The sequence below is a fragment of the Paenibacillus sp. CH40 genome, from assembly GCF_024213605.1.
Lineage (GTDB): Bacteria > Bacillota > Bacilli > Paenibacillales > Paenibacillaceae > Paenibacillus > Paenibacillus polymyxa_B.
Genome location: NZ_JANAVQ010000013.1, coordinates 53,746 through 66,930, shown reverse-complemented (window position 1 = coordinate 66,930; position 13,185 = coordinate 53,746). Strand labels below are relative to the sequence as shown.

The 13,185-nt window shown below is 44.1% G+C and carries 14 protein-coding genes, 1 tRNA gene and 1 pseudogene; 13 read left to right on the top strand and 3 right to left on the bottom strand.

Features of this window, described 5'->3' with window-relative positions:
- Positions 1-408: 408 nt before the first annotated feature.
- From guaB to NLX73_RS23865, 7 genes are all read left to right on the top strand, one after another.
- Complete coding sequence (gene guaB / locus NLX73_RS23895; protein ID WP_013308172.1) at positions 409-1,866, top strand: IMP dehydrogenase; 1,458 nt, start codon at positions 409-411, stop codon at positions 1,864-1,866.
- Positions 1,867-2,193: 327 nt separating this feature from the next.
- On the top strand, positions 2,194-3,582 hold the full coding sequence (locus NLX73_RS23890; protein WP_254327534.1) for a D-alanyl-D-alanine carboxypeptidase family protein: 1,389 nt from the start codon (positions 2,194-2,196) through the stop codon (positions 3,580-3,582).
- 131 nt (positions 3,583-3,713) lie between these two features.
- The gene (pdxS, locus tag NLX73_RS23885; protein ID WP_061831829.1) at positions 3,714-4,595 is read left to right on the top strand and encodes a pyridoxal 5'-phosphate synthase lyase subunit PdxS; all 882 of its coding nucleotides are present in this window, start codon (positions 3,714-3,716) and stop codon (positions 4,593-4,595) included.
- A gap of 16 nt (positions 4,596-4,611) precedes the next feature.
- On the top strand, positions 4,612-5,178 hold the full coding sequence (pdxT, locus tag NLX73_RS23880) for a pyridoxal 5'-phosphate synthase glutaminase subunit PdxT (protein ID WP_013308175.1): 567 nt from the start codon (positions 4,612-4,614) through the stop codon (positions 5,176-5,178).
- Between the two features lie 35 nt (positions 5,179-5,213).
- Positions 5,214-6,497, top strand: a complete 1,284-nt coding sequence (serS, locus tag NLX73_RS23875) for a serine--tRNA ligase (protein WP_254327533.1) — start codon at positions 5,214-5,216, stop codon at positions 6,495-6,497.
- Between the two features lie 89 nt (positions 6,498-6,586).
- Positions 6,587-6,672, top strand: a tRNA-Ser gene (locus tag NLX73_RS23870).
- 148 nt (positions 6,673-6,820) lie between these two features.
- Positions 6,821-7,051 (top strand): hypothetical protein, encoded by a 231-nt coding sequence (locus NLX73_RS23865; protein ID WP_254327532.1) that lies wholly within the window; start codon positions 6,821-6,823, stop codon positions 7,049-7,051.
- 31 nt (positions 7,052-7,082) lie between these two features.
- Here the strand turns inward: NLX73_RS23865 and NLX73_RS23860 are convergent, their stop codons facing one another.
- A complete protein-coding gene (locus NLX73_RS23860) occupies positions 7,083-7,967 on the bottom strand; it encodes a LysR family transcriptional regulator (protein WP_254327531.1) in 885 nt (294 codons plus the stop codon).
- Between the two features lie 138 nt (positions 7,968-8,105).
- Here NLX73_RS23860 and NLX73_RS23855 point away from each other — a divergent pair.
- The 6 genes and pseudogenes from NLX73_RS23855 to NLX73_RS23830 all read left to right on the top strand — a co-directional run.
- Positions 8,106-8,279 (top strand): annotated as a pseudogene (locus tag NLX73_RS23855) (phosphate acyltransferase); the annotation flags it as partial.
- A gap of 63 nt (positions 8,280-8,342) precedes the next feature.
- A complete protein-coding gene (locus NLX73_RS23850; RefSeq protein ID WP_254327530.1) occupies positions 8,343-9,290 on the top strand; it encodes an NAD(P)-dependent oxidoreductase in 948 nt (315 codons plus the stop codon).
- Positions 9,291-9,667: 377 nt separating this feature from the next.
- Entirely contained in the window at positions 9,668-10,009 is a 342-nt protein-coding gene (locus NLX73_RS23845) for a hypothetical protein (protein ID WP_029514958.1), read from the top strand.
- Positions 10,010-10,037: 28 nt separating this feature from the next.
- On the top strand, positions 10,038-10,208 hold the full coding sequence (locus tag NLX73_RS23840) for a hypothetical protein (protein ID WP_007428073.1): 171 nt from the start codon (positions 10,038-10,040) through the stop codon (positions 10,206-10,208).
- A gap of 72 nt (positions 10,209-10,280) precedes the next feature.
- The gene (locus NLX73_RS23835; RefSeq protein ID WP_029514956.1) at positions 10,281-10,436 is read left to right on the top strand and encodes a small acid-soluble spore protein P; all 156 of its coding nucleotides are present in this window, start codon (positions 10,281-10,283) and stop codon (positions 10,434-10,436) included.
- A 198-nt stretch (positions 10,437-10,634) separates the two neighbouring features.
- Positions 10,635-11,711, top strand: coding sequence for a hypothetical protein (locus NLX73_RS23830; RefSeq protein ID WP_254327529.1), 1,077 nt, complete (start codon positions 10,635-10,637; stop codon positions 11,709-11,711).
- A 114-nt stretch (positions 11,712-11,825) separates the two neighbouring features.
- Here NLX73_RS23830 and NLX73_RS23825 read toward each other — a convergent pair whose 3' ends face one another.
- Both NLX73_RS23825 and tadA read right to left on the bottom strand, forming a co-directional pair.
- Positions 11,826-12,392 (bottom strand): GNAT family N-acetyltransferase, encoded by a 567-nt coding sequence (locus tag NLX73_RS23825; protein ID WP_254327528.1) that lies wholly within the window; start codon positions 12,390-12,392, stop codon positions 11,826-11,828.
- Positions 12,393-12,452: 60 nt separating this feature from the next.
- Positions 12,453-12,953 carry a tRNA adenosine(34) deaminase TadA gene (gene tadA, locus NLX73_RS23820; protein ID WP_254327527.1) on the bottom strand — a complete coding sequence of 167 codons (501 nt, stop codon included), beginning with the start codon at positions 12,951-12,953 and terminating at the stop codon, positions 12,453-12,455.
- Between the last annotated feature and the right edge of the window lie 232 nt (positions 12,954-13,185).

Sequence of the window (13,185 nt, the reverse complement as noted above, 5' to 3'; positions counted from 1 at the left end):
AGCCCTCCAGCGCCGATGGTACTTGGACCGCAGGGTCCTGGGAGAGTAGGACGTCGCCAAGCAACAAGTAAAGAGGACCATGATCTCAATGAGATCATGGTCCTCTTTGGTATATTACGGTACAAACCACTTATATAATTGCTTCTATGCTGCGCATTCAAAGAGGAGATATGCTTTTGTGAATAGCTATTACCTTTGGAAACGCTTATTTTTAAAGGTTGTCCTTCGTAGGAGTACAGTTGTTTGTACAGGGAAATACTAAAGGTTAGGGCTATTGATGAAGGCTTGACACCCCTATACCGCTTTGCTAAGATGGCAATAATATATTTTCAGAGAGCCTTGATTTGTCCATGTCGGACAGACAACAAGACCAATACAGACTAAACAATTTGAAGGAGGATCATCTTGGTGTGGGAAGATAAATTCGGTAAGGAAGGCCTTACCTTTGACGATGTTTTGCTGGTACCTCGCAAGTCGGTGGTTCTGCCCAAAGAAGTAAGCGTGGCGACTCGTTTGAGTGATAACGTGAAGCTGAATATTCCTTTGATGAGTGCTGGTATGGATACTGTTACTGAGGCAGTGTTGGCAATTGCGATGGCTCGCGAGGGCGGTATCGGTATTATTCATAAAAATATGTCCATTGAACAGCAAGCGGTAGAGGTGGATCGAGTTAAACGTTCGGAGAGCGGTGTTATCACCAATCCATTCTCATTGACTCCAGATCATTTGGTGTCCGATGCTGAAGCAGTTATGGGTAAATACCGTATTTCTGGTGTACCTGTTGTAAATGAAGAAAACAAACTGGTGGGTATTATTACTAACCGCGATCTTCGCTTTATTCACGATTTTAACCTTAAAATCAGTGAAGTCATGACGAAGGAAGAACTGGTAACTGCACCTGTGGGTACGACTTTACAGGAAGCGGAAGTCATTTTGCAAAAGCATAAAATTGAAAAGCTCCCTTTGGTCGATGATGAAAATTATCTAAAAGGCCTTATTACCATTAAAGATATTGAAAAAGCTATTCAATTTCCGAACGCAGCGAAAGATGCACAAGGGCGTCTTCTGGTCGGTGCGGCTGTCGGCATTTCCAAGGATACATTTGATCGGACTGAAGCACTTGTAAAAGCTGGTGTGGATATGATTGTTGTGGACTCTGCTCACGGCCATCATATTAACATTATTGAAGCGGTCCGCAAGCTACGTGAAGCTTATCCTGATCTGACGATTGTAGCAGGTAATGTAGCTACTGGTGACGGAACGCGCGAATTGATTGAAGCAGGAGCATCTGTCGTAAAAGTCGGTATTGGTCCAGGCTCCATCTGTACAACACGCGTAATCGCAGGGATTGGTGTTCCACAAGTAACAGCAATTTATGATTGTGCAACAGTAGCACGTGAATATAATATTCCGATCATTGCAGACGGTGGTATTAAATACTCCGGTGAAATTACAAAGGCTATTGCGGCAGGCGCTTCTGCGGTAATGCTGGGAAGTCTTTTTGCAGGTACGGAAGAAAGCCCAGGCGAATCTGAAATTTATCAAGGACGCCGCTTTAAAGTATATCGTGGTATGGGTTCTATGGCTGCGATGAAGCAGGGTAGTAAAGATCGTTATTTCCAAGATGACGACAAGAAATTGGTACCGGAAGGCATCGAAGGACGCGTTGCTTATAAAGGACCACTTTCCGACACTGTTCATCAGCTGTTGGGCGGTCTTCGTTCCGGTATGGGTTATTGCGGTACAGCTAATATTGAGGAGCTTCGTAACGATACAAGCTTTATCCGTATTACAGGCGCTGGTCTGCGTGAGAGCCATCCGCACGATGTGCAAATTACGAAAGAAGCACCAAATTACTCTCTATAAAGTTCGGCTGTACTAGACTTGACGACAGGCAGAGCGTATTTCGCTCTGCCTGTCTTTTTTTAGAGATACCCCTGTGATAGAATAGACAAGTGTCCGCCTTTTTGACGAAATTAATGACGAATTAGGACACGTAGGTCTTTTGGATGATTCCTACCAGTGAAGAAGATTCGAGCAGAAAATGCTCATGACAGGATACAACTAAGCAAACGAAGTGAAACTGGATTTTATAACACTTAAACATTAATTACATTGGCCAAGTAGAGGCTGTAACCACCGTCTCGTTATTCATAGCGATCGGGTTGAGGTACGAGAGGAGTTTGTATTCATTTGAAAGCGAACATTTTAAAGCAGAATAAAAAACGCAGCATGATTAAAAAGAGTGTGACTGCAGTCATGGTGCTTAATATGATGTATATGTCGGCATTGCCTGTGGTAGGCAATTTCGATCCGAGTGTGGCTACTTTTGCAGCTGGAGCGGCAACACAGGCAACCAATATTACGGGGACAGGTTCTATTAACCCCCCTAGTCTGGCACTACGTTCCGCCATTTTAATCGAGCCTTCCACTGGGCAAGTATTGCTGTCTATGAATCCAGATGAGCCACTTCCACCAGCAAGTATGACTAAAATGATGACAGAATACATCGTGGCTGAACAGGTTAAGCAAGGTAAACTCAAGTGGACGGATAAAGTTACGGTTAACGAGAATGCTTCTAAGAGCATTGGATCACGTATTTTTTTGGCTCAAGGGGATCAACATACGGTAGAAGAGCTTTATATTGCAATGGCGGTAGGTTCTGCTAATGATGCAACAGTAGCCCTTGCTGAACGCGTATCTGGAACTGAGCAGGACTTTGTAAAACTAATGAATGAAACAGCTCAGAGAATGGGCATGAAAAATACGTATTTTATCAACTCGACTGGTTTGGACCGTGGTGATATGCCTACAGGGTTTCAACCAGACACAGACCGGGAAACTGTGATGACAGCGAGAGATGCAGCTACTCTGGCTGGTTACATCATTAAAGATCATCCAGATTACACACGATTTACGACAATTCAATCTTACAAATTCCGTCCTACTGACAAGGCGCCAATTATTAACTATAACTGGATGCTAGAAGCAAACAAAAATATTACTAACTTTAGAAAGTTTGCTTACCCAGGTTTAGACGGAATGAAAACAGGCCACACGGCTAATGCTGGAAACTGTTTTACAGGAACCGCTGAACGCAACGGAATGCGTCTCATCAGTGTAGTTATGGGAGCTGATTCAGATGCACACCGTTTTACAGAGACAGCCAAAGTGCTGAACTATGGTTTTGATAATTTTGAAGTGAAGCAGGTTATTGCTCCAAAGACGGTGGTTAAGGGTGTTGAGAATGTGCCAGTGACCAAAGGTACGGAAACAGAAGTACCGATCGTCACCAAGGATGCAGTAAGCTTTATCGTACCTAAGGGTGCGAGCAATCCTAAGGTAACCTTTACAACGAACATTACACCAGCAAGCTCTCTGGTGGCACCTTTGAAGCAAGGGGCCAAAGTCGGAACAATTACGTACACGTACAAGACAGACGGTGTGGATAAAGGGCAGACGAAAACCGTGGATCTGGTTACTACGACGGCAGTAGAAGAGGGCGGCTGGTTCCGAATGCTTTTCCGGGCAATCGGTGATTTCTTCGGAGATCTGTTCCAGGGAATTAAGAACCTCTTCTAAAAAAGCGAAGCTAAGCGATCTACCTTGTTTTTCATTACTTATTTTGCAGCTTGAAATGATTGTGTATTTGGCATTCGTGCGGTAAAATATTAAGTTAGAATCTAAACGTAACCCTTATAGGAGGCAACGACATGGAAACGGGAACTTCGCGTGTAAAAAGAGGTATGGCAGAGATGCAAAAAGGTGGCGTAATCATGGATGTCATGAACGCTGAGCAGGCTAAAATTGCAGAGGCAGCAGGAGCTACAGCTGTAATGGCTCTTGAACGGGTGCCTTCGGATATCCGTGCAGCTGGTGGGGTTGCTCGTATGGCTGACCCAACGATTGTGGAAGAAGTTATGAAGGTTGTTTCTATTCCTGTTATGGCTAAGGCTCGTATCGGTCACTATGTAGAGGCAAAGGTACTGGAATCTCTCGGTGTTGACTATCTCGATGAAAGCGAAGTGCTGACACCTGCGGATGAAGTTTTCCATATTGATAAGCGGGAGTTCACCGTTCCATTTGTTTGTGGAGCCAAGGATCTGGGAGAAGCGCTGCGTCGTATTGGTGAGGGTGCATCTATGATCCGTACGAAGGGCGAACCGGGGACTGGGAATATTGTTGAGGCCGTTCGGCATATGCGTTTTATCAATGGTCAAATTCGCAAGGTGCAAAACTTGTCGAAGGACGAGCTGTATGCAGAAGCGAAAAACCTCGGGGTTGCATATGAACTGCTGTTGGAAGTGCATGAGCTTGGCAAACTGCCTGTGGTCAACTTTGCAGCGGGTGGTGTAGCAACACCTGCCGATGCCGCGTTAATGATGCATTTAGGCGCTGATGGCGTCTTTGTAGGTTCTGGTATTTTCAAGTCGGATAGCCCTGAGAAGTTTGCACGTGCAATCGTGGAAGCGACCACTCATTATACGGATTACAAGCTGATTGCAGAAGTCTCCAAGAATTTGGGAACTCCTATGAAAGGCATTGAAATTTCCAAACTGGCACCGCATGAGCGCATGCAGGATCGTGGTTGGTAAGAAAGAAGGGACCGGCATGAAAATAGGTGTATTGTCGCTGCAAGGCGCTGTAGCTGAACATATACGTAGCGTTGAGCGTGCGGGTGCGGAATGTATAGCGGTGAAGAAGATCGAACAGCTCAATGAGCTGTCCGGTCTTATCATTCCCGGTGGTGAAAGCACCACTATTGGTAAGCTAATGCGCAAGTATGATTTCATAGAGGCTATACGTCAGTTTTCTAATCAAGGCAAGCCTGTATTTGGCACTTGCGCAGGATTGATTGTACTGGCTAAAACGATTCAAGGACAGGAAGAAGCACATTTGGGACTCATGGATATTACAGTATCGCGTAATGCATTTGGTCGCCAAAGAGAAAGCTTTGAAACAGACTTGAACATTAAAGGGATTGAGGAACCGGTACGTGCTGTATTTATACGCGCGCCATTAATTCAGTCTGTTGGAACGGGAGTAGATGTGTTGTCTGAGTATAACGGCGAGATCGTGGCAGCCCGTCAGGGTCATTTGCTGGCTTCATCCTTCCATCCGGAGTTAACAGACGATTACCGGTTACATCAATATTTTGTGGATATGGTCCGCGAATAGTGAAAGTCAGGTTTGTAGTGTAGGAGGGATTACCTGTGTTAGATATAAAGATTTTACGTAATGAGCTTGGTCGGGTTGAGAAAGCTTTGCAGAACAGGGGGAAATCTCTGGATCTGATTAATGGTTTTACAGATCTGGATGTAAGCCGTCGTGAGTTACTTCAGGAAAGTGAAGGGCTCAAAAATCGTCGGAACGTGGTATCCGGTGAAGTAGCCAAGTTGAAGAAGAACAAGGAAAATGCGGATGATCTTATTGCAGAAATGCGTCAAGTCTCCGATCGTATCAAAGAATTAGATGAGCAAGTACGCGAACTGGAAGTTCAGATCGATGAATTGTTGATGTCTATTCCGAATATTCCTAATGATACAGTACCTGTAGGCGCATCGGAAGAGGATAATGTAGAAATCCGTCGCTGGTCGGAACCGCGCGAGTTTTCTTTTACACCCAAAGCGCATTGGGAATTGGCTCAGGATCTAGATATCCTTGATTTTGAGGCAGCAGCCAAGGTAACGGGTTCTCGTTTTACGTTCTACAAAGGACTGGGAGCAAGATTAGAGCGTGCGCTGATTAACTTTATGATGGATCTGCACAGCAGTGAGCATGGTTATGAAGAAATGCTTCCTCCATACATTGTAAATCGGGACAGCTTGTACGGAACGGGTCAACTTCCGAAGTTTGAAGAAGATTTGTTCAAGCTGCGTGATACTGAGTATTATCTCATTCCTACGGCTGAAGTTCCGGTAACGAACTACCACCGTGAAGAGATTATGAATGCGGAGCAGCTTCCGAAATATTATGTGGCATACAGCTCTTGCTTTCGCTCGGAGGCAGGATCAGCAGGACGTGATACACGTGGCCTGATCCGTCAGCATCAGTTCAATAAGGTAGAGATGCTTAAGCTGGTTCACCCGGATACCTCTTATGAGGAATTGGAGAAAATGACGAATAACGCTGAGCGTGTTTTACAGCTGCTCGGACTTCCATATCGCGTGCTGGCACTTTGCACTGGAGATATGGGTTTTACGTCTGCCAAAACGTACGATCTGGAAGTATGGTTGCCTGAGAGTGGCATGTACCGTGAGATTTCTTCCTGTTCAAATACGGAAGACTTCCAAGCGCGTCGTGCGAACATCCGGTTTCGTCCAGATTCGAAGGCAAAGCCTGAATTTGTACATACGCTGAACGGTTCAGGATTGGCTGTAGGGCGGACTGTGGCTGCTATTTTGGAGAACTATCAGCAAGAGGACGGAAGCATCGTGATTCCAGAAGTGTTGCGTTCATACATGCGAGGCATTGAGGTTATTGCTCCTAAACAGTAAGTGTTGCATTCTTAGAAGTTCTGTGGTAAAATAATTTTGTTGCGCCTGAGTATGTTTAAAAGGGAAGCAGCTTTATCCATTTACCACCTGGAGAGGTACCGAAGCGGTCATAACGGGGCGGTCTTGAAAACCGTTAGAGTGCAAGCTCACATGGGTTCGAATCCCATCCTCTCCGTCAGTTTAATAATTTCCTTGCTGCATAAGGATTTGTAGCAAGTATGATTGAAACGCACTTTACCGTTGGATAGCGGTGTGGTGCGTTTTTTTGTGTTCGTGACCGTTGGATAAACATCTGACGGAGGTATAGGATGAGGTATAGGATTATGAATACAAACACGGGGGGCAAACCGCGTAAACGCGGGCAGCGGAAGAATAGTTTGGACATTCCCCAGCGGTTTCTTGATCGTCTGAGTGCATCGGTTTTGGAAACGTCTCGGGTGGCGCAGGATGAGAGAGCGAGCGTATCGCCTGAGATTCTGACACTGGAGGGACTGTTCAAACGCTATTACACCGCATACTCTATTTTTTTCATACATCAGTTTGCAGGCCCATAATCAATTGCAACTAATATCTCGACAGGTCAGATCATTGTATTCCAAATATATCTTGCAGATAGTTATCAAGAATACGAAGGGGCTCGTGTAAAGCTTGGTTTGGAAACTTATGAGTTACCTTATAGCATATTCTTGGAGGCACCGATACCGATAGTTTCTGAAGAACAAAATCTCCCATCCGCATCATATGTGCGCCAATCGAAGCGGGAACTATCGACCATTGTCTAGCGTCCTTCAAAAAAGTAGTGATGAGTCCCGCTGAGTCCAGATGAACACGGGACGGGCAAAGAGGGTCCCACCACTGGTCATGTCTGAATTGAAACTCTCTATTCCAATTTATGAAGACTTCGTCTTGCGCCGCCAATTCTTCCATTTCAACAGTATCTCCGGCCTGCCGCCCCGACACAGCCAGGCGCAACAGCATCATTTCTTCAGTAAAAAACGGTTTAACAGTGACACTAGGCGACACGATTTCTCGCACCACAAACGCCACATCCATCTCGCGCCGCTCAATACTATCAAAAGCTTCCTGAGTATGCTGCGTACGAATTTGCAGTCGGATGGACGGGATATGCTGATTAAGCATTCTATATACAGGAGGCAAAACAAATTGACTTATACTTTCGGCAGCGCTTATTGCCAGACTTAACTGCGAACCGCTAGCCTGCAAGATTTGTGTTTCCCTCCAGAGAGCATCCCATCTTTCCGCAATGCTAAAAAAGTTTTCCCCTTTTGGGGTGAGACTGATTTTGGGTGCCCCTTTTCTTCGCTCAACCAAAAGGCCACCCATTTCCTGTTCCAATGTCTTTAACCGATAGCTCACCGTAGCTTGTGACAGGTGCAGCAATTCGGCCGCTTTGCTTATACTCTCGGTCCGTACGATAGCTAAAAACGCTTCAATCCCAGGAAAATACATAGAATACCTCCTCAATATATAGAAATGATTAATATAGTTCACAAAATATTTGAGTTTTACAACATTATTCTTTATGTTTAAAATTATCGTTAATAAAGACGAGGGGTCAAATTTTATTATAGTACGTTTTCATATTCACCAGGTATTCATGCCGGTAATATGGGTTGTAAGGTAGCGCAGCGTCTTGGAAACTTTGAGGCATATGGTCCGATCCTGCAGCGGCTAAATGCACCGATCAATGACCTTTCAAGAGGTTGTACTGCCGATGAAGTCTATAATATGGAAATAATCACTTCTTCTTCAAAAGGATAAAATGAAGATCATCAAACGGGTTTTCTTGGAAGAATGGTATAGGTAATGAAAGGTGGTTTAGCAATGAAGATTCTCATAGTTGGCTATTTTAGCGAGACCTCGAAATCAAATATTGTAAGGTATTTTCCTCAAGAATGGAATGTTGTAATTGTCCCGCCCGGAAAAGAAATGCTGCATCATATTGAAGATTGCCAGGTAATCATCCCTGAACATATTAAAGTGGATCACAGCCTGCTTTCTATCGCAAAAAAATTAAAATTGGTACAGACGGGTGCAGGATTTGATAATGTAGATGTCCCTGCCTGTACACAGCTCGGCATTTGGGTGGCCAATGCTGCAGGAGTGAATGCACAGGCAGTGGCCGAGCACGTAATGGCACTGATATTGTCTTATTATAAAAACATACCGTTTCTTGATACTTTCATGAAAAACAGGATGGATGAAAATCAATTGGACTATACAGGGAGTGAATTAAAAGGCAAAACGATTGGGATTATCGGTTTGGGCGCTATCGGAAAAAAAGTAGCTGCATTTTGCAGGGTTTTTGATATGAATGTGCTGGCTTATGCGAGAAATGCTCTTGTACAATCTGACGGTTTTGTGAAAATGACGGATTTCGATACTCTTGTAAGCACATCGGATATAGTCAGTGTACATGTACCCTTGTCTCAGCAAACCAAACAACTGATCAACAAAGCGGCATTCAAGAAAATGAAGAATACCGCTCTTTTTATCAATACAGCCCGCGGCGGGATTGTTAACGAAAGAGACTTGATTGATGCATTAAAAAACGGGGATATTTCAGGCGCATGCCTGGATGTGTTTGAATCTGAACCGCTTCCTATTGACAGTGAGCTCCGGAATCTGGGTAATGTGATACTTACTCCCCATACAGCAGGAATGCCTGATGGTCGAAAATTTCATAAAAAAAGATATGATTTCTTTATAAACAATATAAAACGTGTAGAAAATGGTGAAGAGCCTGAAAGCAAGCTCAATCAGTTATTATAGTTTTGGTGCAATAAAAATGAGCTATCGGAGCAGCTCCGTGCACCTGGTTGCCTCCAGATAATGGCAAGGGGGACACGGCAGCGTTGCAGACAGGCCAGCAGTTGTAGCGGTTCTTGCATTAGACTTCACAAACCCAGTCATACCAAGGCTCGGCGGCTTTTCATAGGTAGTAACGGTCTTGAGAACCGTTAGAGTGCAAGCTCACATGGGTTCGAGTCCCATCCTCTCCGCCATACTCTAAATAAACCAAGCCATTCAAATACGATAGCTGATACATTGGCCTTTATAAGCTAATGATTAGGAATCGTGGAGAGTGGCTTTTTTGTTGTATAAAAAGCTCGTTTTTTTCACACGTTATCAGATGTGGAGGTGCTGGCATGAATCGAGAAATGACAGTAGATCAGCAAAAGCTGGTAGAGGCCTGGCAGGAACAACTGCCGATTCTTTTGAATTCAGGGGACAAATCACAGGTACAGGCAGATGAAGCTGACAACCGGGCTATACGGATCCATATCGAGGTAGAAGGCCGACAAATGTACTCCTTTGATTTTGCATGTACTTATGTAGACTCCCGGGAAGTACAGGTTAGCTTAGTCGATGTAGAGCGGGACGGACAGTCTGTGGATGAACGAACAGATATCATTCAGCAGCTAGTGTCCGATTATACTCGCCATATTCACCAATGTGCCCAAACATTACAGTCGTTGACGCATTCGTAGGTCATGAAGGAATGAGGAGGAAGGCTACATGACAAAAGCCAAAAACGGACTGGATAAAAACCTGTCTAACATTGTTGATGATTTGGAGCAGCGTCCAGTTAATAGTCATCAGGCACAGCAAGTGCAGCAGGATCGTAATGATCGCCGTCATCAGGATTCACTAAATCACGATAAAACGGAAGATCTACACCATCTATAGTCCTATTTTAAATGGTAATAAACGGATTCGTTGATGTACCACAAATATAGACTGAGAATGGAGGATGCATAAATGGGTAAGCCTAAAGCCATTCCTGTACCCGAAGCACAGGATTCTGGTGGAAGTAACGAAAAGCGGGAGCGTAGTCATCAGCAAGAGCCGTTATCCGGTTCCAAGAAGGTAAAACAGCGGAATCACGTGGATCATCATAATAGAGAAGGCTCATAAGCAGGCAGACCTTTCTCCTAAAATATATTGCATAGTGTAAGACACCCTGGTAAGAGAGCCAGGGTGTCTTTGTGCTTATTGTAAGAAAATTTTCCAATAAGTGTTTCGCCGTTTGAGAATATGAGTTAAAATAGGAGGTGTGTATTTTTTTTGTTAGCATAAAAAAGGGGTTAATTACGAGAGGAGAGAATCTACACAATGAGTAAAAAGTTATCCGTCTTGGTACTCACTATGGTGTTGCTTTTGACGGTAGCCCTGGTAGGTTGTAGCAAGAAGTTAGAACCGAAGGAAGCTGTTACGACTGGTACTGCAAATGCAATGAAGTTGAACTCTTATGAATCCAAAAGTCAATTCACGATTAAGGAACTGACCATTACATCCGCTTCTGTTCCAAGTGAGCAAAGTGCAATGGTAACTAGCATGCTGAAAAATGCTGATATTACGCTGGATGGTGTATACCAAAAAGAACCTTTCCAATCTGAAATGACGCTCGGCATTCATTTGAAAGGTGATCTTTCCACCAGCTTCACGATTCCAATGGTAATGACTAAAGATAAACTGTACGTTAAAATTCCTAATATTCCATTTTACCCACTTCCACAGGATGTTGTAGGTAAATTCCTCGTCATTGATCCACAAGAACTGGCTAAACAATCAGGACAAGAATTTAATCCTGCAGCCATGGATCAGGAAAAATCGCAGAAATTTGCGAATGAAGTGATTGCTGCTATTATGAACGAGTATGATCAAGCTACGTACTTCTTTGATATTGATACTAAAGACGCTAAATTGCCACAAGGCGTTGAAGCTAAACAAGTCGTTCAATTCAAAATTACGAACGACAATGTGAAGCAAGCTACCAATACATTTATCACTAAGGCGCTTCCTAAAGTCCTTGATGTGATGTCTAAAGATGAATATGCTGGCATGCTTCAAGTGAAGAAGGAAGAACTGGCTGAAGCGAAGAAAGAATTGCAATCCAACACCAGCGAAGTTAGCAAAAAGCTGGATGAGTTGAAAAATTACTTGACAGTGAAACAGTTTGACATTAACACAGCTTTGAACAAGGATAACATTCCTGTGTATCAAGACCTGAATGCGAATGTAGAGATGAATGATCCGGCTACAAAAGACAATGTAAAATTGTCCGTAACAGGCTACACGCAATACAGTAAAATCAATGCTAAAGCAGCATTTAAAGTGGGTATTCCAACAGGTGATCAAGTCCTGACTATGGAACAGCTGCAACAAAAAATGCAAACTGTTGCTCCTTAAGTATGGGATGACATGATTGTATAACATCATTTTTTCGAATATGATGTAAGAAAACCGCTCGGCATAAGCCGGGCGGTTTTTTGTTTACTGTTAATGTTGTCCCTGTGCAGTCATTTAGCTCTGCCACACGTCATCCTCAGCTAAAAGTCCAAACATCTGGTGATCCTGCCATGTGCCCTGAATTTGTACAAGCTTGCGAGCAATGCCTTCTGGCTGGAAGCCGCACTTTTTTAATACACGTTGTGAGGGATCATTATGCAAAAGGGTACCCGCTTGGAGACGATGTAGAGATAAGGCACGAAAGGCATATTGTATGATCAACTTTAAGGCTGCGGTCATATGCCCTTTACCCTGTTCATGATGATCCATCATGTAGCCGATATCAGCGAATTGTCCAACTCCACGTACTAGATTGGAAATAGAGATATAACCGATGAGCCGTTCTTCCTTTAAGAGAAAGATACCAAACACGTAACCTTGATCCTCTTCGGCCTGACGCAATTTCTGACGGATATAATCCTGCTGTTTCTCTAATGTGAAAAATGAATCCTCGTAAAGCGGCTCATAAGGCGCATGGGAATCCCTATTACGGTGCCTAAGGGCGAGAAGGGCTTCGCTATCCGCCAAGCTAAATGGCCGTAAAAAGATACCTTGAGGCGTATTATACAAGCTCATAGGCATGGGTTGGTCTCCTTCCATGGGGAATTAGCAATGAGATGAAGTGTTTTGGACTTTTCCCCCTCAGGATGAGGATGGGGGAGGAGACAATCTGGCTGCCGCTCTTTTTTGCCGGAGATGCCGAAAAAAGTTCGTTAGCAGCGAGGCGCATTCCTCCTGCAGTACACCACTAGTTACTTCTGTACAATGATTGAACCGAGGCTCCTGTAATAAATTCATCAGCGTGCCTGCGCAGCCTGCCTTGGGATCTGTAGTTCCGTATATCAAATGGGGAACCCGTGATTGAACAATGGCTCCGGCGCACATTGGGCACGGCTCCAAAGTGACATACAGCCTACAATCCAGCAGGCGCCAAGCGTCTAAGTGCTCACTGGCCTGACGAATGGCAACCATCTCTGCATGTGCGGTTGGGTCAGCATCCGTCTCGCGCAAATTGTAGCCGCGACCGATGATTTCATTATCTTTTACGATGACAGCCCCGATGGGGACTTCACCTAACATTTCTGCCTTATACGCTTCCTGAATGGCTTCTTTCATCCAATAGGCGTGATCCATGGTGGTCACTGGGAAAATGCTCCTTTCAAAACGCGGAATTATCCAACGAACAAATATTCCGTTGTTAACATGATGTGAATAAAATTGTGGATAACATGGCACTTGTCCACAGGTTTATCCACAGTTTATAATAAAATCTGTGTATTTGTGGACTACTTGTGGATGATTATCTTCTTATATTGTAGGCAAACCCTCGTCTATTGACAATACTGTACACAAGGTGTGTATTTATGTATATCCG

Coding starts and splice junctions, on each gene's coding strand:
- NLX73_RS23850 (WP_254327530.1), top strand. CDS start 8,343: ATGAAGATTCTCATAGTTGGCTATTTTAGCGAGACCTCGAAATCAAAT.
- NLX73_RS23865 (WP_254327532.1), top strand. CDS start 6,821: ATGAATACAAACACGGGGGGCAAACCGCGTAAACGCGGGCAGCGGAAG.
- pdxT (WP_013308175.1), top strand. CDS start 4,612: ATGAAAATAGGTGTATTGTCGCTGCAAGGCGCTGTAGCTGAACATATA.
- NLX73_RS23845 (WP_029514958.1), top strand. CDS start 9,668: ATGAATCGAGAAATGACAGTAGATCAGCAAAAGCTGGTAGAGGCCTGG.
- NLX73_RS23830 (WP_254327529.1), top strand. CDS start 10,635: ATGAGTAAAAAGTTATCCGTCTTGGTACTCACTATGGTGTTGCTTTTG.
- pdxS (WP_061831829.1), top strand. CDS start 3,714: ATGGAAACGGGAACTTCGCGTGTAAAAAGAGGTATGGCAGAGATGCAA.
- NLX73_RS23860 (WP_254327531.1), bottom strand. CDS start 7,967: ATGTATTTTCCTGGGATTGAAGCGTTTTTAGCTATCGTACGGACCGAG.
- NLX73_RS23825 (WP_254327528.1), bottom strand. CDS start 12,392: ATGCCTATGAGCTTGTATAATACGCCTCAAGGTATCTTTTTACGGCCA.
- NLX73_RS23835 (WP_029514956.1), top strand. CDS start 10,281: ATGGGTAAGCCTAAAGCCATTCCTGTACCCGAAGCACAGGATTCTGGT.
- NLX73_RS23840 (WP_007428073.1), top strand. CDS start 10,038: ATGACAAAAGCCAAAAACGGACTGGATAAAAACCTGTCTAACATTGTT.